Origin of the sequence: Pseudothioclava alba, assembly GCF_033100795.1 — a bacterium.
In the GTDB taxonomy this organism is placed as follows: domain Bacteria; phylum Pseudomonadota; class Alphaproteobacteria; order Rhodobacterales; family Rhodobacteraceae; genus Pseudothioclava.
Genome location: NZ_JAWLVI010000004.1, coordinates 82,813 through 102,127, shown reverse-complemented (window position 1 = coordinate 102,127; position 19,315 = coordinate 82,813). Strand labels below are relative to the sequence as shown.

General features: G+C 64.4%; 16 protein-coding genes and 1 riboswitch. Of the genes, 7 read left to right on the top strand and 9 right to left on the bottom strand.

All coding sequences use genetic code 11. From position 1 onward, the window contains the following. Positions 1–25: 25 nt before the first annotated feature. The 6 genes from RYZ20_RS10475 to xdhA are packed head-to-tail and all read right to left on the bottom strand — an operon-like array spanning position 26 to position 8,138. Entirely contained in the window at positions 26–958 is a 933-nt protein-coding gene (locus RYZ20_RS10475) for an ABC transporter permease (protein ID WP_317673213.1), read from the bottom strand. Continuing rightward, on the bottom strand, positions 955–2,034 hold the full coding sequence (locus tag RYZ20_RS10470) for an ABC transporter permease (protein ID WP_317673211.1): 1,080 nt from the start codon (positions 2,032–2,034) through the stop codon (positions 955–957). Before RYZ20_RS10470 ends, RYZ20_RS10475 begins: the two co-directional genes overlap by 4 nt. Beyond that, positions 2,031–3,554, bottom strand: coding sequence for an ABC transporter ATP-binding protein (locus RYZ20_RS10465; RefSeq protein WP_317673209.1), 1,524 nt, complete (start codon positions 3,552–3,554; stop codon positions 2,031–2,033). Before RYZ20_RS10465 ends, RYZ20_RS10470 begins: the two co-directional genes overlap by 4 nt. Further along, a complete protein-coding gene (gene xdhC / locus RYZ20_RS10460) occupies positions 3,551–4,486 on the bottom strand; it encodes a xanthine dehydrogenase accessory protein XdhC (protein WP_317673207.1) in 936 nt (311 codons plus the stop codon). The genes RYZ20_RS10465 and xdhC overlap by 4 nt, the downstream gene beginning before the upstream one ends. Then, complete coding sequence (gene xdhB, locus RYZ20_RS10455; RefSeq protein ID WP_317673205.1) at positions 4,483–6,771, bottom strand: xanthine dehydrogenase molybdopterin binding subunit; 2,289 nt, start codon at positions 6,769–6,771, stop codon at positions 4,483–4,485. The genes xdhC and xdhB overlap by 4 nt, the downstream gene beginning before the upstream one ends. Continuing rightward, a complete protein-coding gene (gene xdhA / locus RYZ20_RS10450; RefSeq protein ID WP_317673203.1) occupies positions 6,768–8,138 on the bottom strand; it encodes a xanthine dehydrogenase small subunit in 1,371 nt (456 codons plus the stop codon). Before xdhA ends, xdhB begins: the two co-directional genes overlap by 4 nt. Positions 8,139–8,360: 222 nt before the next feature. Here xdhA and dnaE point away from each other — a divergent pair, with 222 nt between their 5' ends. Beyond that, on the top strand, positions 8,361–11,864 hold the full coding sequence (dnaE, locus tag RYZ20_RS10445) for a DNA polymerase III subunit alpha (RefSeq protein WP_317673201.1): 3,504 nt from the start codon (positions 8,361–8,363) through the stop codon (positions 11,862–11,864). Here dnaE and RYZ20_RS10440 read toward each other — a convergent pair. Genes RYZ20_RS10440 through RYZ20_RS10430 form a run of 3 tightly spaced genes read right to left on the bottom strand, consistent with a single transcriptional unit; the run spans position 11,861 to position 13,616 of the window. Further along, complete coding sequence (locus tag RYZ20_RS10440; RefSeq protein WP_317673199.1) at positions 11,861–12,961, bottom strand: AbrB family transcriptional regulator; 1,101 nt, start codon at positions 12,959–12,961, stop codon at positions 11,861–11,863. The genes dnaE and RYZ20_RS10440 overlap by 4 nt on opposite strands. A gap of 15 nt (positions 12,962–12,976) precedes the next feature. Continuing rightward, a complete protein-coding gene (locus RYZ20_RS10435; protein WP_317673197.1) occupies positions 12,977–13,408 on the bottom strand; it encodes a hypothetical protein in 432 nt (143 codons plus the stop codon). A 4-nt stretch (positions 13,409–13,412) separates the two neighbouring features. Beyond that, a complete protein-coding gene (locus RYZ20_RS10430; protein ID WP_317673195.1) occupies positions 13,413–13,616 on the bottom strand; it encodes a SlyX family protein in 204 nt (67 codons plus the stop codon). 90 nt (positions 13,617–13,706) lie between these two features. On the opposite strand from RYZ20_RS10430, the gene RYZ20_RS10425 reads away from it, so the two are divergent. From RYZ20_RS10425 to gcvH, 6 genes are all read left to right on the top strand, one after another. Next, positions 13,707–14,036: an SH3 domain-containing protein gene (locus tag RYZ20_RS10425; RefSeq protein ID WP_317673193.1), complete on the top strand. Its 330-nt coding sequence runs from the start codon at positions 13,707–13,709 to the stop codon at positions 14,034–14,036. A 115-nt stretch (positions 14,037–14,151) separates the two neighbouring features. Further along, positions 14,152–15,654: a histidine--tRNA ligase gene (gene hisS / locus RYZ20_RS10420; protein ID WP_317673191.1), complete on the top strand. Its 1,503-nt coding sequence runs from the start codon at positions 14,152–14,154 to the stop codon at positions 15,652–15,654. Between the two features lie 9 nt (positions 15,655–15,663). Continuing rightward, positions 15,664–16,734 carry an ATP phosphoribosyltransferase regulatory subunit gene (locus RYZ20_RS10415; RefSeq protein WP_317673189.1) on the top strand — a complete coding sequence of 357 codons (1,071 nt, stop codon included), beginning with the start codon at positions 15,664–15,666 and terminating at the stop codon, positions 16,732–16,734. Beyond that, positions 16,731–17,423, top strand: a complete 693-nt coding sequence (gene hisG, locus RYZ20_RS10410; protein WP_317673187.1) for an ATP phosphoribosyltransferase — start codon at positions 16,731–16,733, stop codon at positions 17,421–17,423. Before RYZ20_RS10415 ends, hisG begins: the two co-directional genes overlap by 4 nt. Before the next feature lie 170 nt (positions 17,424–17,593). Further along, positions 17,594–17,682, top strand: a riboswitch (glycine riboswitch). 154 nt (positions 17,683–17,836) lie between these two features. Next, positions 17,837–18,937 (top strand): glycine cleavage system aminomethyltransferase GcvT, encoded by a 1,101-nt coding sequence (gene gcvT, locus RYZ20_RS10405; RefSeq protein ID WP_317673185.1) that lies wholly within the window; start codon positions 17,837–17,839, stop codon positions 18,935–18,937. Positions 18,938–18,949: 12 nt separating this feature from the next. Continuing rightward, a complete protein-coding gene (gcvH, locus tag RYZ20_RS10400) occupies positions 18,950–19,309 on the top strand; it encodes a glycine cleavage system protein GcvH (RefSeq protein ID WP_317673183.1) in 360 nt (119 codons plus the stop codon). Positions 19,310–19,315 lie beyond the last annotated feature (6 nt).

Below are 19,315 nucleotides of genomic sequence, written 5' to 3'. Positions count from 1 at the left end.
GCAATCGCCCTTGGGTGTGTGGGCCTCAGGATGAGGCATGGAAGGACTTGCCAAGCGAGGCAGGGGCGGCCTGCACGCCGTGGCGGTGAATGGCGGACAAGAGGACCAGAACGACAATGGTAATCACATAAGGCGCCATCGACAAAAGATGCACCGGAATAGAATACTCCGCCGCCTGTAACTGCAATTGCAAAGCGGTGATGCCACCAAAAAGATAGGCGCCGATCAGCACGCGCTCGGCCCGCCAGCTTGCGAAAACGACGATGGCAAGCGCGATCCAGCCTGCGCCCGCGGTCATGCCTTCGGTCCATTGTGGCACCCGCACGAGGCTCAGGTAAGCGCCGCCAAGGCCCGCCAGCGCCCCGCCAAAGGCCAGTGCGGCACAGCGCACGGCAACAACGCGGTAGCCAAGCGCATGGGCGGCGTCGTGGTTTTCACCCACAGCGCGCAAGATCAGCCCCGCGCGCGTCTTGCGCAGCACGAACCACGTTGCGACGACAAGGCCGAGTGAAAGATAGACCATCCAGTCGTGGCGGAAGAATATCTGCCCCAGAACCGGAATATCCGACAACGGGCCGAAATTCAGCTTCGGCGTCGCGGGCGGGCGCACCCCTTCATAGCCCTTGCCGACCAGTGCCGAGAACCCCAGCCCGAACAGCGTCAACGCAAGCCCCGTAGCTACCTGATTGGACAGGAAAACCTGCGTCAGCAGCGCGAACAGCATCGCCAGCGCAGCGCCCGCAATAGCACCCGCCGCGAAGCCCAGAACGGGGCTTCCGGTGGCAGTGGCAACGGCGAAACCGCCCACCGCGCCCATGATCATCATCCCCTCGACCCCAAGGTTCAGAACACCCGATTTCTCGGCAACCAGTTCACCCGTAGCGGCCAGAAGAACCGGCGTCGAGGCGGTCATCAGCGTGGCCGTCAGTGCGACGGCATCAATGCCTCCGATAATCATGCTGCGGCCCTCCCCAGACGGACGCGGTAGTTGGTTAACACGTCGAACCCCAGCAGGAAGAACAACAGCATCCCCTGGAATACCTGAATGGCGGCGGCGGGCAGGCCCAGCATCAGTTGTGCCATGTCGCCGCCGATATAGGTCAGCGCCATCAAAAGCCCCGCCAGCAGGATGCCGATCGGGTGCAGGCGGCCCAGAAAAGCGACGATGATCGCGGTGAAACCGTAGCCCGCGTTGAAGCTGTCGGTGATCTGGCCGCTGGGACCGGAGACCTCGAACAGACCGGCCATCCCCGCGAGCGCGCCGGACAGGCCAAGGCAGAACACCACCAGACGTGGCGGAACGACTCCGGCAAAACGTGCGGCGCGCGGGGCTTCGCCCGCGACACGGATACGGAAGCCCGCGATATGGCGGTGCATCAGGATGTATGTTGCTATAACGGCAACAATAGCGGCCATGACTCCCCAATGCGCGCCGGTTCCGGCAAACAGCTCGGGGTTATGGGCCGAGGGGTATTGTTGCAGGTTGCGCGAGCCGGGGAAGCCATAGCCTTCGGGGTTTTTCAGCGGGCCAAAGGCGACATAAGCCAAAAGGTTCTGCGCCACATAGACCAGCATCAGAGAGACCAGAATCTCGGAGGTGTTGAACCAGTTTTTCAAAAGCGCCGGGATCATCCCCCAAAGGAACCCGCCAAGCGCGCCAAGCACGACCATAGCGGGGAAAAGCCAAGTGCTTTCCGCCGGATAGATCGAAAGGGCCAGCCATGCGCCCGAGATCGCGCCAATGATATATTGTCCCTCGGCGCCGATGTTCCAGATACCTGCGCGAAAGCCCACGGCAAGCCCTGCCGCGATCAGGATCAGGGGCGCGGCCTTGACCAGAAGCTGGCCACGGAAATAGGCCGCGTTCGGCCCCAGAAGCGGCTCCCAGAAGATCACGCGGATCGCCTCGATGGGGTTTTTTCCAAGCGCCGAGAATAGAATTCCGCCCGCGATCATTGTTGCGATAACGGCAATAATCGGTGTGGCCCAAGCCCAGAATTGCGACGGTGTCGGCCGTTTGATCAGCGTAATCACAGTGCCGCCTCCTGCATTCCATGCGCTCCGCCCAGCATCAGGCCGACCTCGTCGATTGTCAGCCCTTCGGTCGGGCGCGGGGGCGAAAGCCGCCCCTCGTTCAGCGCAGCAAAGCTGTCGGCGATTTCCATCAGCTCATCAAGATCCTGACTGATGACGATCACGGCGGCGCCATCGGCGGCCAGATCAAGCAGTGCCTGCCGGATTGCGGCGGCCGCAGCCGCATCCACGCCCCAGGTCGGCTGGTTGACCACCAGAACCTGCGGCGCCTGCAAAACTTCGCGCCCGATCACGAATTTCTGGAGGTTCCCGCCCGAGAGCGCACGGGCCGCAACATGGGGGCCGGGCGTGCGCACGTCGAAGGCGGCGATGATCTCTTCGGCAAAGCCTTTGGTCGCTTTTGTGTCGATAAATCCGTTCGAAGTCAATGGCTTGCGAACCGTTCCGGTCAGGAGCGCATTTTCCGTCAGGCTCATTGCGGGCACCGCCGCATGGCCCAAGCGTTCCTCGGGCGCGGCCAAAAGGCCCATCTTGCGCCGCGCGTTCGGGTCGGTCGCGGAAATATCGGTGCCGTTCAGCCGCACCGTGCCTCTGCCCGACGGGCGCTCGCCCGACAGCGTCGCCAGCAACTCCTCTTGCCCGTTGCCCGCAACCCCGCCGATGCCGAAGACCTCGCCCTTGCGCAGGCGCAGCGAGACGTCCTTCAGCGAAGGGCCGAATTGCGACATCGGCGCCATCGACAGCCCTTCGACGATCAGAACCTCGTCGCCAAGATCGCGTGCCCCGCGACTGGCGGGGCGAAACTCGGCCCCGACCATCATTTCGGCCAGCTCGCGCGCGGTCTTTTCCCTGGGCGAGCAGCTATCCACCACCTTGCCGCCGCGCAGGATCGTCGCGCCATCGCAAAGCGCGCGGATTTCTTCAAGCTTGTGGCTGATATAGAGGATCGCCGTGCCCTCGGCGGCCAGCTTGCGCAGGGTGTGGAACAGGATCTCCACCTCTTGCGGCGTCAGCACCGAGGTCGGCTCGTCCATAATCAGAAGTTTCGGGTCTTGCAGCAGGCAGCGGATGATCTCGACCCGCTGGCGTTCGCCCGCCGAGAGGTCGCCCACAAGGCGCGCAGGGTCCAGCGGCAGGCCATAGGTTTGCGAAATCTCGCGGATACGCACGGAGAGTTCGCGCATCGGCGGCGGGTTTTCCATGCCAAGAGCGACGTTTTCGGCCACGTTCAACGCCTCGAACAGCGAGAAATGCTGGAACACCATCGCCACGCCGTCAGCACGCGCCGCACGGGGTTCGGGCGGGGCAAAGGGCGCTCCGGCAAATTCCATCGTGCCCGCGTCGGGTTTGACCAGCCCGTAGATCATTTTGACGAGCGTCGATTTGCCTGCGCCGTTTTCACCCAGCAGCGCGTGCACCTCGCCCTCGGCGATGCGGAAGCTGACGCCATCATTGGCCACAACTCCGGGATAGGCCTTGGTCAGACCCTCGATCCTTAGCAGTGTGTGATCCCCCGTCACGCGATCCGTCCCTCTTGTTCTGCCGCTCCTGCATGGGAAGCGGTTGATTTTCCTTTCAGTAGCGCGGCTGCTACCCCTATCGCAATGGCTTGTGGCTGTTTCCCGAGCGTCGGATCGCCTATCGGGCAGGCAATGCGGGAAATTTGGGCGTTCGCGTGGCCAAGGGCGCGCAGGCGGCTTTGGAAACGCGCCCATTTCGTTGCCGATCCGATCAGGCCCGCCGAGGCAAACCCGTGCCCGAGCAGTTGATGACACAGCTCCAGATCAAGCGCGTGCGAATAGGTCAGGATCAGATGGCGGGCGTCATCGGGCGCGTTACTGACAAGGCTTGCGGGATTGGCCGCGCTGATCTGCCGCACGCCCGCGCGCGCTGCCGGAAAGCGCTCGGGGGCGGTGTCGGCCCATGTGATCTCGAACCGCGCGAGAGGGGCAAGCACATCGACAATCGCGCGCCCCACATGGCCCGCGCCCCAGATCCACAAAGGCGCAGGCGGGGGGGGGATCTGTTCGACCAGCCAGCCGTCGATCCAAAGGCGTGGGCGCTGGCCGCGGTCCCGCGCGCGGGCAACGGCGCGACGGACGGAGAGCGGCATTTCGGGCGGGCCGCAGAGGTTGCGCGCAAAGACCGGTTGCTCGCTGGCTGCGATCCAGGCGGCGTCGATCCGCTCGAACGCAAGGACCACCGCACCGCCGCAGCATTGGCCTTTTTGGGGGCCAAGGGCGGCGCGCTCAACGCCGGTTTTGCCCGCGCGGGCAGCGGTGATCGCATCGAATTCAAGCTGTCCGCCGCCGATGGTCCCCTCGCAGCGGTCGGGCCAGACCCACATTTCGGCCCCCGTTTCGCGGGGTGTGGAGCCTTTGGTCTCGGCGACCAGCACCCGCGCGAAGGGGCCGTGTGCCATCAGGGCAGTCAATAGCGCGTGGCGGTTCATTCGCTGACCCTCGCGCGCCCGATCGCGGCGAGCAGGGCTTCGGGCGTGGCAGGGGCTTGCAGGTCGGGGAATTGCGCGCCACAGGCCGCGCAGGCATCGGCCAGCGCCAGCCAGGCCGAGACCCCCAGAACAAAGGGCGGCTCGCCCACGGCCTTGGACCGATAGACGGTCTCTTTCGGGTTGGGTTCGTCCCAAAGCGTCACGTTGAACTGGTCAGGCGCGTCCGAGGCCGTGGGGATTTTATAGGTCGAGGGCGCATGGGTGCGCAGCCGCCCCGTCTGATCCCAGACCAGCTCTTCGGTCGTCAGCCAACCCGCGCCCTGCACAAAGCCGCCCTCGATCTGGCCGATGTCAAGCGCGGGGTTCAGGCTGGTGCCCGCGTCATGCACGATGTCGGTGCGCAGGATGCGGTTTTCGCCGGTCAGAGTGTCCAGCACGACCTCGGTCACGGCGGCGCCATAGGCAAAATAATAGAACGGATGGCCGCGACCGGCGGCGCGGTCCCAGCTGATTTCGGGGGTCGCGTAAAATCCGGTCGAGGACAGGCTGACACGCGCCTGATAGGCGGCGGCCACCAGATCGGCAAAGCTTTGCGATTGCCCGCCTGCGCTGACCCGTCCACCCGCGAATTGCACGTCTTCGGGGGCGCAGCCCGCGCGGTCTGCGACAAAGGCGGCAAGGCGGTCGCGGATCGCCTCGCAGGCCGCCTTAACCGCCATCCCGTTCAGATCGGCCCCCGAGGACGCCGCCGTCGCCGAGGTGTTGGGCACTTTTGACGTATCGGTTGCGGTGATCCGCACCTTGTCGCCCGTAATCCCGAAAACCCGCGCCGCGATCTGGCAGATTTTCTGGTGCAACCCTTGCCCCATTTCGGTGCCGCCGTGGTTCAACTGCACCGAGCCATCGGCATAGACATGCACCAGCGCGCCTGCCTGATTGAGGTGCGTCAGCGTGAAGGAAATCCCGAATTTCACGGGCGCAAGCGCGATCCCGCGCTTTAGCGTGCGATGCGTCGCGTTCCATTCCTCCACGCGGGCCTTGCGCGCCTGATACTCGGCGCGTTCCTCCAGCGCATCGGTCAGGCGGTGCAGGATGCAATCCTCGACCGGCTGGCCGTAATGGGTGTCTTGCAGCGTGGCGCTGCCGGGTGGGGCGTAGTAGTTGCGTTGGCGTAAAAGGGCCGGGTCGATCCGCATCTGGTGCGCCAGATGGTCGATCGCGCGCTCCATCCCGATAATCCCCTGCGGCCCGCCAAAGCCGCGAAAGGCGGTGGCGCTTTGGGTGTTTGTGCGCAGGCGGTGGCTTTCGATCCGCATCGCGGGCACGAAATAGGCGCTATCCGCATGAAGCATCGCGCGGTCGCAAACCGGCAGGCTCAGGTCCATCGACCAGCCGCAGCGCGCCATCTGAACGAACTCGGCGGCCAGAATGCGCCCTTCGGCATCGGCACCCAGCCGATAGCCGATGCGGAAATCATGACGCTTGCCGGTGATCTTCATATCGTCGTCGCGGTCGTAGCGCATCTTGCAGGCGCGCCCCGTGGCCTTTGCCGCCAGCGCACAGGCCATCGCCAGCGCATTGCCCTGACTTTCCTTGCCGCCAAAGCCTCCGCCCATCCGGCGCATCTCGACGCGGACATCGTGGAACGACAGACCAAGCGCCTCGGCCACCTTGTGCTGGATCTCGGTCGGGTGCTGCGAGGAACACCTGATCTCGATCCCCTGATCAAGGGGCAAGGCCAGTGCGACTTGCCCCTCCAGATAGAAATGCTCTTGCCCGCCGATGTCGAGGCTGCCCTCGACAATATGGGTGGCCTTGGTAAAGCCCTCGGCCAGATCGCCGCGCGCCCAGACGACAGGCCCGCCCTCGAAATGGCTGCCCGCCTCCAGCGCCTGATCTATGGTCAGGATCGCGGGGCGGTCGTCATAGGTGATCTTGGCCAGACGGGCGGCGCGGCGCGCGGCCAGATGGCTGGTCGCAATGACCAGAAATACCGGCTGGCCAAGGTAATGCACCTCGCCTTTGGCCAGCAGGGGTTCGTCATGCACGCTGGGGGATGTATCGCAACCTTCGGGCAGGTCATCCGCCGTCAGGACCGCGACCACGCCTGCGGCGGCGCGCACCGATGTCAGGTCCATCGCGACGATCCGCGCGTGGGCGCGTTCAGACAGGCCGAACGCCAGATGCAGCGTGTCCGCAGGGCAGGGGATGTCGTCGGTGTAGCGCGCGGCCCCCGTCACATGCAGGCGCGCCGAGTCGTGCGGCAAGGGGGTTCCGGTGCTCATGCGCGCACCTCCAGAACCGACGTCGCCTCGCCCGACGCCTCGCGCAGATAGCGACGGACCAGTCCCTTGGCGGCCTCCATCCGGTAGGCGGCCGAGGCGCGCATGTCGCTGAGCGGGGTGAAGTCGTCCTCAAGCGCGGCAAGGGCGGGTTCGATGCCGGTTTCGCTAAGCGTGGCGCCGGTTAGCGCGGCCTCAAGCGCGCGGGCGCGTTTGGGCGTCCCCGCCATGCCGCCAAAGGCCACGCGCGCGCTGGTGATCGCATCGCCATCGTGCGTCAGGTTGAACGCCCCGCAAAGCGCCGAGATGTCCTGATCGAAGCGCTTGGAGATTTTGTAAAGTGCAAGGCCCAGTGGTTCGGGCGGGAGCCAGATGCTCTCGACAAACTCGCCGCCCGCGCGGTCCTGCTTGCCGTAGTCGATGAAGAAATCCTCAAGCGCGATCTCGCGCAGGGCGTTACCTTTGCGCAGCCGAAGCCGCGCGCCCATCGCGATCAGCGCGGGCGGGGTGTCGCCAATGGGAGAGCCGTTCGCGATATTCCCGCCAAGGGTCGCCGCCTGACGCACCTGATCCGAGGCAAAGCGGCGCAGGAAATCGGCCAGAACGGGGGCCGGACCTTGCGCCCAGTCACGCAGAGCCGCGATGGTAACGGCCGCGCCGATACGGGTTCCGCCTGCCTCGGGAGAGACCCTGCGCAGATCGTCGCAGCCCGAGAGGAACGCCACCGTTCCGAGGCGCCGCATCTGCTTGGTGACCCACAGCCCGACATCGGTTCCCCCCGCGATCAGCGTGGCGTCGGGGTGGTCCAGATACCACGCTGCCAGCTCGTCGGTCGAGCGCGGCAGATAAGCGTTCCCGCTTTGCACGGTGTCCGGCGTCGCAAAATCGGGCGCGGCCAGCCAGTCCGGCACCGGCGCCTCTTCGCAAGCCTTGGCCGCGCGCAGAATCGGAGCGTAGCCCGTGCAGCGGCACAGGTTTCCCGCCAGCGTATCCTCGTGATCGGTGCGGTGGTTCATATGCGCAGTCGCCAGCGACATCACGATCCCCGGCGTGCAGAACCCGCATTGCGAGCCGTGATGTTCGATCATCGCCTCTTGCACCGGATGGAGCGCGCCCTTCGGCCCGCTGATGCCTTCGATCGTGCGCAAGGCTTTGCCGTGAAGCTGCGGCATGAGCAGAATACAGGCGTTCAGCGCGCGAGAGCCGGAGGCATCGCTGACCATCACGGTGCAGGCGCCGCAATCGCCTTCGTTGCAGCCTTCTTTCGTGCCGGTCAGGCCTTGGGCGCGCAGCCAGTCGAGAACAGTTTGTGTCGGATCGCTCACCTCGACCCTGACGGTTTCTCCGTTCAGAAGAAACGTGATCTCCATGTGTATAGTCCGCCGCGGTACCGGTGTTTTTCTGGCGGCGCGCTCGATGCGGCGTAGAACGCGGACCTCTCCCTGAGGCTCAGCATCGGTCAAGTTTTGGCCGTTTGGCAAGAAAATCCGACATGGGGGCGCTTGTTTTTGCGGGATGCATTGAAAGCGCAGGGAAATGCGGATCGCGCAAGAGGGCTTACATCGGGCGCGCGCGGGCGATAGCTTTGGCGCATGACCCAGCCCCGATTCATCCATTTGCGCGTGCACACCGAATATTCGCTCCTTGAGGGGGCGGTCCCGGTGAAAAAGCTGATCAAGATGTGCGACGCGGCGAATATGCCTGCGGTCGCGGTGACGGATACGAACGCGCTGTTTTCGGCGCTGGAGTTCTCGGTTCTGGCAAAAGGGGCGGGGCTGCAACCGATCATCGGGTGTCAGGTGTCGGTCGCCTATGATCCGGCGCAGCCCGGCGAAAAGCCGCGCCTGCCCGCGCCGGTCGTGCTGTTGGCGCAGAACGAGCGCGGATACGAGAACCTGATGAAGCTGTCGAGCTGTCTGTATGTGGACAAGCACGGCGGGTTGATCGAGGTGACGCCCGAACAGCTTGAGGCACATTCCGAGGGGCTGATCTGCCTGTCCGGCGGGCCGGACGGCGCGGTCGGGCGGCTGTTGCGCGCGGGGCAGGCGGGCAAGGCGCGGCTCTTTATGGAGCGTCTGGCGCGGATCTATCCCGACCGTCTGTATGTCGAGTTACAGCGCCATCCGGGCGAGGGCGGGCGCCTGCCCGAGGCCGAGGCCGTGACCGAGCGGCCCTTTATCGAGATGGCTTATGATATGGCGCTGCCGCTGGTGGCGACCAACGACGTCTACTTTCCGAAATCCGATATGTTCGAGGCGCATGACGCGCTGATCTGTATCGCGGAAGGGGCATATGTCGATCAGCAGGAACCCCGCCGGCGCCTGACGCCGCAGCATTATTTCAAATCCGAAGCCGAGATGTGCGCGCTGTTCGCGGACCTGCCCGAGGCATTGGAAAACACCGTCGAAATCGCAAAGCGCTGCGCCTTTGGCGCCTATAAACGCGCGCCAATCCTGCCGAAATTCGCTGATGACGAGGTCGAGGAACTCCGCCGTCAGGCTTGGGATGGCTTGCGTGCGCGTCTTGAGGTGATCCCTCATGCAACCTCGGTCGAGGAATATGAGGAACGCCTGAAATTTGAACTGGGCATCATCGAGCAGATGGGCTTTCCCGGCTACTTCCTGATCGTTGCCGATTTCATCAAATGGTCCAAGGATAACGGTATCCCGGTGGGGCCGGGGCGGGGATCTGGTGCAGGCTCTCTGGTGGCCTATGCGCTGACCATCACCGACCTTGATCCCTTGCGCTATTCGCTGCTGTTCGAACGCTTCCTCAACCCCGAACGTGTCTCGATGCCGGACTTCGACATCGACTTCTGCATGGACCGGCGCGAGGAAACGATCCGCTATGTGCAGGGCAAATACGGCCGCGACAAGGTGGGGCAGATCATCACCTTCGGTGCGCTTTTGTCCAAGGCGGCGGTGCGCGATGTGGGGCGCGTGTTGCAGATGTCTTACGGGCAGGTGGACCGTCTGTCCAAGATGATCCCCGTCGAGGGCGTCAAGCCGGTCAGCATCGAAAAGGCGCTGGCCGACGAGCCGCGCCTGCGCGATGCCGCCCGCGAAGAAGAGGTCGTCGCGCGGCTTCTGGATTATGCCAAGCAGGTCGAGGGGCTCTTGCGCAACGCCTCGACCCACGCGGCGGGTGTTGTTATCGGGGACCGCCCGCTGGATGCGCTGGTGCCGCTCTATCAGGATCCGCGCTCGGACATGCCGGCCACCCAGTTCAACATGAAATGGGTGGAACAGGCCGGTCTGGTGAAGTTCGACTTTCTGGGCCTGAAAACCCTGACGGTCGTGCAATCCGCGATGGAACTGATCTTTAAATCAGGCCGCCCTTTGCATGTCGATGCGGCGGGCAATCGGCTTTATGACCCCGCCGAGGGGGCCGAGAACGAGATCAACGCGATCCCGCTGGATGACGCGAAAACCTACGATCTTTACGCCAGCGCGCGCACGGTTGCGGTGTTCCAGGTGGAATCCGAGGGCATGAAATCGGCGCTGCGCCAGATGAAGCCCACCTGCATCGAAGACATCGTGGCGCTTGTGGCGCTCTATCGCCCCGGCCCGATGGAAAACATCCCGACCTATTGCGAGGTGAAACACGGGCTGAAGCCTTTGGCCTCGCTGCACCCGACGATCGACCCGATTCTGGCCGAAACGCAGGGCATCATTGTTTATCAGGAACAGGTGATGCAGATCGCGCAGGTCATGGCGGGCTATACGCTTGGCGGCGCTGACCTGCTGCGCCGCGCGATGGGCAAGAAGATCGCCGAAGAGATGGCCAAGGAACGCCCGAAGTTCCTTGAAGGGGCTAAGGCCACCCATAACATCGACGCGAAAAAGGCCGGAGAAGTCTTTGACCTGCTAGAGAAATTCGCGAACTACGGCTTTAACAAATCGCACGCGGCGGCCTATGCGGTGGTGTCCTATTACACCGGCTGGCTGAAGGCGAACCACCCTGTCGAGTTCATGGGCGGGGTGATGAACTGCGATATTCACCTGACCGACAAGCTCGCGATTTACGCGACCGAGGTGAAGAAGGAGCTTGGCTTCGAGATTGTGCCGCCTTGCGTGAACCGCTCGCTGGCGACCTTCGATGTGGTCGACCAAAAGCTGGTCTATGCGCTAGGCGCGCTGAAAAACGTGGGCCTTGATGCGATGCAGCTGATCGTGACGGCGCGGGGCGATCAGCCCTTCGCCAATATCACCGATTTTGCGCGCCGCTGTGACCTGAAACGGATCGGCAAGCGGCCGCTTGAGATGCTGGCGCGCGCAGGCGCCTTCGACCTGCTTGATCCGAACCGCAAGCGTGTGTTCCAAAGCCTTGAATCGCTGATGAACTGGTCGGCTGCGGTGATCGAGGCGAAGGCCTCGGCGCAGGTGTCGCTGTTTGGCGAGGCGGGCGATGATCTGCCGCCGCCGCGCATGGCCGATACTGACGACTGGCTGCCGGGCGAACGTCTGGCCGAAGAGCACAAGGCCATCGGTTTCTACCTGTCCGGCCACCCGCTGGAGGATTACCTGCCCGCGCTCAAACGCAAGAAGGTGATGACGCTTGATGAGGTCATGGCCAAGGCGCAGGGCGGCTCGTTTATCACCAAAATCGCGGGCGAGGTGAACGCGATCCGCGAGAAGAAATCGGCCAAGGGCAACCGCTTTGCCTTTGTCATGCTGTCGGATACCTCGGGTCCATACGAGGTCGCCTTCTGGTCCGAGGCGCTTGAGGCCTGCCGCGAGCAGTTGGAAACCGGCAACCTTCTGGTGCTGACCGTCAAGGTCGAGGTCGACGGCGAATCCGTGCGCATGGTCGCCAATTCCGCGCAGCGCGTGGATGCGGCAACGGCGGATGCGGGCGGCGTGGGGCTGTTGATCCATCTTGAGGCGCCCGAGGCGCTGCCCTCGATTGCCTCGCTGCTGGAGCGGCTCGAACAAGAGGGCAAGGTGCGCTCGCGCGGGCCTGTGTCGTTCATGGTGTTCGACCCCGATAAGGGCTATCGCTATCAGCTGAGCGCGGGTCGCCAGTTCCCCGTCAACCCGCAGGTGAAAGGCGCGATCCGTTCGCTGCGCGGGGTCTCGATGGTCGAGGAAATCTAGTCGCGACTCACGCGGGCGGCCAGCATCCGTGCCGCCAGAACCGCCAGCACAATGCGCAGCGCGTGATGGGCGGTCACATAGACAAGGCTCATTTGCAGCGACAGCGCGATCAGCGACATTTCGGCCAGCCCCCCTGGCGCGAAGGCCAGAAACACGGCCGCATGGGGTTCCCCGATGAAGGGGGCCAGTGCGAAGGCCACGCCGATGGCGAGCACAATCGAAACGGTGGTCGAAAGCGCGGACAGCCGCGCCGCCACCATGACTTGCGACAGGGGCATCCCCGCGAAGCGCACCCCAAGGGCTGTGCCGATGACCAGCTGCGTGATGCTAACCAGCACATTGGGCGGTGATCCTTCGACCCAACCCGTCAGGTGAAACAGCCCCGACAGCAGGATCGGTCCGGTCATGAAACCTGCGGGCAGGCGGATGGCGCGCCCGGCCCCCGCGCCGATCACCGCGGCTGCGATCAGCCACGGAACTTCGGCCAATGTCATCGGCGCGCGGGCGAGTGTTGCCCCTCCGGCCGAGCCGACAGCGTGCCCTGTCATCCAGGTAAAGAACACCGGAACCGTGATGATGGTGACGATCACCCGCAGGAATTGCAGGATCGTCACCATCGCCGGGTCGCCGCCCCGCTCTTCGGCCATCTGCACGGTCTCGATCAGCCCGCCGGGTGCGGTGCCGAACAGCGCCGTCATCGGGTCGATCTTCCCCGAACGGCTGACCAGACGGAAGCCAAGGTAATGCGCGATCGGGATGAAGACCGCCAGCACCAGAAGCGAGGGCCACCAGAACCGGACCTCGGCCAGAATGGCCGGCGTAAAGGTCGACCCGATTGCCACGCCGATGATCGGAATAAAGACAAACCGCAGCCTGGGCGGAAACTGCACGCTATGGCCCATCGGCTTCCATCCCGCGAGCGCCGCCCCTGCCACCGCCAGAAGCGCCCCCAACAGCATCGGCAGCGGAAAATGCAGCGCCTTTGCCACCAACCCGCCCACCGCTCCAAGGGCAATCGTCAGGCCGACGGTTGGCCAGTGGCGCGAAGTGGTGGTGATCTGCGGAGGGTGGTTCGGCATGATCCCCTCTAGTTGCATCAAGCCCGCGCGGTTTCAAGCACCCGCAAGCGCTTCGCGCTGCCAAGACAGCCGCGTCGTGGCCAGAACGCTCCAGCCAAGGATGCACTCGGCCCAACGCAGGAACGTAAAGCGCGGCAAAAAGGCGGTGCTGTCGCGCGCGCCGGTCGCGAGGATGTCCAAAAGCCCCAGCTCGTGCATGACCATGCCGAAAATCGCGCCGGTGCCCAGAAAGGCGGGCAGCAACAGCCAGCGCACGGCGCCTTCGCGCGCGCCCCAGATCAGCGCGATCAGTGCCGGCTGCCCGATCAGCGCTTGCATCAGGACCATCCGGCTGCCCTGCCAGACCTGCAAGCGTGCAATCACGACATGAAATCCGTAGCCCGCAGGCCAGAGCAGAAGCAGCATGAACAGCCCGGCCTGAAGGGCAGCAAAGACAATCGCCGCGCGCCAGAGCCAGTCGCGCATGGGCTTACCAGTGCGGCGGCTTCTGGTCGGCCAGCGGGATCTGCCCGCCTGCCGAGAATTCGCGTTCTGCCTCACGCTCCATCACAAGCTGCAACTGTCGCTCAAGCCGCGCAAGGCGGCGCGCCTGATCGGCGACCACATCGGACAGATCCTCAAGCATCCGTGCCTGATGGGCGATCATCTCTTCCAGATCTGTGCTTTTGCTCATCGAAACGGGCCTCCTTGACCCATCTCATAGCGCGCCCCGCGCCGCTGCGCGAGCCTCGTTTCGCGCGGGCATCGAAACTGGAGTAGAACGATGCGTGAATTCTGGCTTGTGGTGGGGCTGTTGGGTCTGGTGGCAGGGGCCGCCCTGGCCTATTCGGGCGAGCAATATGTGGTGTGCAATCTTGATCCCGCGGGGGACAACTGGCTGGCGCTGAAAGCGGGGCCGGATATTAAATCGGATCGCCTGATGAAGCTGGGGCCGGGGACGTTTTTGCAGACATGGGAGCCTGACCCCGTGGGCAACTGGCGCGAGGTCACGGTGATGCGCGATAGTCAGGACTGGTATGGCGACGGGCCGCACGGCTGGGTCCATACAAACTACATCTGTTACGTCGACTGGACGGGCAAAACGCCGGGCTAGCCCCCCGCGCGCGATAAAACCCCTGATTTCCCCCGCGATTGGCCCTTTGCGCGCCTTGCCCCGTGGGGTTTTGGCCGCTAAACCCCGAGCCAAAGGACTCGAGGGATACCGACCCATGGCGAAAGAGAAAAAGCAGCCGCGCCCGAAGGCGGAGCCTCCCAAGGGCTTTCGCGACTATTTCGGCGCAGAAGTGACCGAGCGCAACGAGATGCTCGCCACCATCGCCGAGGTCTATCGCAAGCATGGCTTCGACCCGCTGGAAACCTCGGCGGTCGAAACGGTCGAGGCTTTGGGCAAGTTCCTGCCCGATGTGGACCGCCCGAACGATGGCGTCTTCGCGTGGCAGGAAGAGGACGACGGCAAGTGGCTGGCGCTGCGCTATGACATGACGGCGCCCTTGGCGCGCGTGGCCGCGCAGTTCCGCAACGATCTGCCCGCACCTTATCGGCGCTATACGATGGGGCCGGTCTGGCGCAACGAAAAGCCCGGTCCGGGGCGTTTCCGCCAGTTCTATCAATGCGATGCCGATACGGTGGGCGCGCCCTCGGTCGCGGCGGATGCCGAGATTTGCGGGATGCTGGCCGATACTCTCGAGGCCGTGGGTATCCCGCGCGGCGATTACATCGTGCGGGTGAACAACCGCAAGGTTCTGAACGGCGTGATGGAGGTTGCGGGCGTTCTGGACCCGACCGATCCCGCGCGGTTCGAGGCCGAGCGCGGTATCGTTCTGCGCGCCATCGACAAGTTCGACAAGTTCGGTGAAGAGGGCGTCCGCCTTCTGATGGGGCCGGGGCGTCTGGACGAGTCGGGCGACTTTACCAAGGGCGCGGGTCTGTCCGACGCGCAATGCGATACGGTGATGGGCTTTATGTCGGCCAAGCGTGACACGGGCGCGGCGACTGCGGCGCGCCTGCGCGAGTTGGTGGGCGGATCGGCCCTTGGCCTCGAGGGCGTGGACGAGCTGGAACAGATCGCTTCGCTTCTGGATGCCCAAGGTTACGGCCCCGACCGGATCGTCATTGATCCGTCTGTCGTGCGCGGGCTTGGCTATTACACCGGCCCCGTGTTCGAGGCCGAGCTGACCTTTGAAATCCTCGACGAAAAGGGGCGTCCGCGCCAGTTCGGCTCGGTTGCGGGCGGCGGGCGTTATGACGACCTCGTCAAGCGCTTTACCGGCCAGCCGGTGCCTGCGACGGGCGTGTCCATCGGCGTTGACCGGCTGCTGGCCGCGCTGCGTGCCAAGGGGCGTCTGAAGGGCCGCATGGAAGGCCCGATCGTCGTGACGGTGATGGACCGCGACCGGATGGGCGACTATCTGGCGATGGCGGCGGATCTGCGCAACGCGGGCCTGCGCGCCGAGGTTTATCTGGGCAACCCCAAGAATTTCGGCAACCAGCTTAAATACGCCGACAAACGCGAAAGCCCCGTGGCGATCATTCAGGGCGGCGACGAGGCCGAGCGCGGCGTCGTGCAGTTGAAAGACCTTGTTCTGGGCGCGAAACTTGCGCAGGAGGCGACGCTCGAAGAGTGGAAATCGCAGCCCGCGCAGGTCGAGGTTTCGCGCGCCGATCTGGTGGCCGAAGTGCGCAAGATGCTTGCGCGCTACGACAACGCGTAAGGGGGCAACATGGCCAGCAAAGCCCAGGCCCGCGCCACTGGCGAGCGTATCCTTCAGGCGTTTCGCGCCGCCGGAGCGGCCGAGATCCAGCCCGATATTCTGCAACCCGCGGATACCCTGCTGGATCTGTATGGCGAGGACATCCGCGCGCGCGCCTATGTGACCTCGGACCCGCTGCGCGGCGAACAGATGCTGCGCCCTGACTTCACCGTGCCGGTCGTGCAAGAGCATATGGCCAACGGCGCGGAACCCGCGCGCTATTGCTATCTGGGCGAGGTGTTCCGCAAGCAGGATCATCGCGGGGCGGCGCGTGTGTCCGAGTATAATCAGGTGGGCTACGAGGTCTTTGATCGCGAGGCGCCCGAGGCGGCAGATGCCGAGGTTTTCGCGCTGATCGCGGCACAGCTTGGGCATCTGAACCTTAGCGCGACGATTGGCGACATCGGTATTCTTTCGGCGGCGATCGAGGGGTTGGACACGATCCCCGCGCGCAAATCCGCGCTCGCGCGTCACATCTGGCGCCCGCAGCGGTTCCAGAGGTTGCTGGAGCGTTTCGCGGGCCGCGCCGAGGTTCCGGTCTCGCGCGTGGCGCTGCTGGAAGGGGCGCGTTCGGGCGCGCCGTGGATCGGGTTGCGCAGCGGCGACGAGTTTGACGCCCGCCTTGCTCGGCTGACCGAGGATGCGGCGGCGGCCCCGATTGATCGGGCGGCCTTTGGGGGGTTCGCGGCCCTTCTGGACCTGAGTTGCCCGGCCTCCGAGGCGCCTGCACGTCTGGCGGCGCTTGGCCTTGCCGGACTTGCCCCCGCGATTGCGCGACTTGAGGTGCGTCTGGCGGCATTGGCGGCGCGCGGTGTCGATCTGTCGGCTCTGATCTTTGATGCGAGCCACGGCCGCACCACGATGGAATATTACGACGGTTTCGTCTTTACCTTCTCGGCGGGAGATGCGGATCTGCCGCCGGTCGCGACGGGCGGGCGCTATGATGCGCTGACCCGCGTTCTGGGGCAGGGGCGCGAAATTCCGGCCGTTGGCGGGGTGATCCGTCCGGGGCTTCTGGCCGATCTGGAGGCAGCACAATGAGCGCGATCAAACTCGGCGTGCCGTCCAAAGGGCGCCTGATGGAAAAGACCTTCGACTGGTTCGCCGCGCGCGGTGTGACGCTGAAGCGCACCGGCTCTGAACGCGAATACGCGGGCGCGGTCGAGGGGATCGAGGGTGTCGAACTGGTGCTGCTCTCGGCGGGTGAAATTCCGCGCGAACTGGCGGCCGGGCGCATCCATTACGGCGTGACGGGGTCGGACCTCGTGCGCGACAAGCTGGCGGACTGGGAAACGCAGGTGCGCGAGCTGGCGCCCTTGGGCTTTGGCCATGCAGATCTGATCATCGCTGTGCCGGCCTGCTGGGACGATGTCGACACGCTGGAGGATCTGGACGCCGCCGCGCATGCCTTCCGCGCGGCCCACGGGTTCCGCCTGCGGATTGCGACGAAATACCACCGCCTTGTGCGCGAGTTTCTGACCCGCGAGGGCGTGGCCGATTACCAGTTGGTCGACAGCCAGGGCGCGACCGAAGGCACGGTGAAAAACCTTACCGCCGAGGCGATTGCCGATATTACCTCGTCGGGCGAAACGCTGCGTGCGAACCACCTGAAAATTCTGTCGGATGGGCTGATCCACCAATCGCAGGCCACGCTGTTCGAGGCGCGCGCGGCCGATTGGTCGGGGCTGGAAGCGGCGCGTGAGACGCTGATTTCGCAGCTCGGGCTGTAAAGGTTGCGATCCTCATTCAAAGGCGCTCCGGTCGGGGGATCGGGGCGCCTTTTGCGATCCCGCGTTCTGGTATGCAATGGAATACGACATGGGGCGTGTCGCTTTTCGCCCAATAGTGTCGATTCCGGATTTTCCTCTTGTCAGGGGGGCTTGGCGCGCGCTATCGGGAGGTGTCGGACACGGGAGAATCTGGTCTCGTGCCAGTGCCGAAGGAGCAACCGCCCCGGTAAACTCTCAGGCAAAAGGACCGGTCTGACCATAACTCTGGAGAGAGGCGCGCACCCCGCGCCCGCCGAAGGGATAACGATCTCAGGCGCCTGCGAACGCGGGTAAGGACAGAGGGGGCATCGAGCGGGCATATACGCCCAACGCAATCGATGCCGGTATTCCGGCCAGACAGGGGAGGGCGGCATATGACCGACCTGAAACGGACGGGGCTTTATGACCTTCACGTCGAGCTTGGCGCCAAGATGGTGCCATTCGCGGGCTATGAGATGCCCGTGCAATACCCGCTTGGCGTTCTGAAAGAGCACCTGCATACACGCGCGGCCGCGGGGCTGTTCGATGTGTCGCACATGGGGCAGGTGCTGGTGCCGCTTGACCAGATCGACGCGCTGGAGGCCTTGGTGCCGGTCAGCGTCGCAGGGCTGAAACCGGGCCGCCAGCGCTATGCGTTTTTCACCAATGACGCGGGCGGTATTCTGGACGACCTGATGATCACGCATCTGGGCGACACGCTGATGCTGGTGGTCAATGCTGCCTGCAAGGACGCCGACATCGCGCATCTTCAGGCGCATCTTTCGGGCGTTCAGCCGCTGCCAGACCGCTCGCTTCTGGCGCTGCAAGGACCGCAGGCCGAAGAGGCTTTGGCAAGCCTTCTGCCCGGTGTTGCCAAGCTTGAGTTCATGGGGGTTGATCGCTTCCAGTGGGATGGCGCTGATCTGGTGATCTCGCGCTCGGGCTACACGGGCGAAGACGGCTACGAGATTTCCGTGCCGACCGTGCGCGTCGATGAACTGGCCCGTGCGCTTTTGGCCCATCCGGCGGTCGAGGCGATCGGTCTTGGCGCGCGCGACAGCCTGCGCCTTGAATCAGGGCTGTGCCTCTATGGTCATGACATCGACACCACGACCTCGCCGGTCGAGGCTGGCCTGAGCTGGGCGATCCAGAAAATCCGCCGCAAGGGTGGCGCGCGCGAAGGCGGCTTCCCCGGTGCCGCGCGCATTCTGGCCGAGCTGGAAAACGGCCCCGCGCGCCTGCGCCGTGGCCTGAAACCCGAAGGCCGCGCGCCGATGCGCGAAGGCGTCGAAATCTTTGCTGGCCCCGAGGGCGGCGCGCCCATCGGCACCGTGACGTCGGGCGGCTTTGGCCCCTCGATCGAAGGCCCGATGGCGATGGCCTATCTGCCTGCCGATCTGCCCGTGGGCGCAACCGTTTATGGCGAGGTGCGCGGCAAACGTCTGCCCGCGACCATCGTCCCCATGCCCTTCAATCCCCATTCCTACAAACGCTGAGGAGATCCGAACATGAAATTCACCGAAGAACACGAATGGCTGCGCGTCGAAGGCGATCTGGTTGTCGTCGGCATCACCGAGCACGCGTCCGAGCAACTGGGCGATGTGGTGTTCGTTGAACTGCCGGAAACCGAAACCAAGGTCGCCACCGGTGACGAGGTCTGCGTGATCGAATCCGTGAAAGCCGCCTCGGACATTCTGGCCCCCGTGGACGGCGAGATCGTCGAGGTGAACGAGGCGCTGTCCGACAACCCCGGTCTGGTCAACGAAGACCCGTTGGGGGGCGCATGGTTCTTCAAGATGAAGGTCGAGGACATGGAACAGCTCGACGCCTTCATGGACGAAGACGCCTATAAAGAATTCATCGGCTAAGGGCTG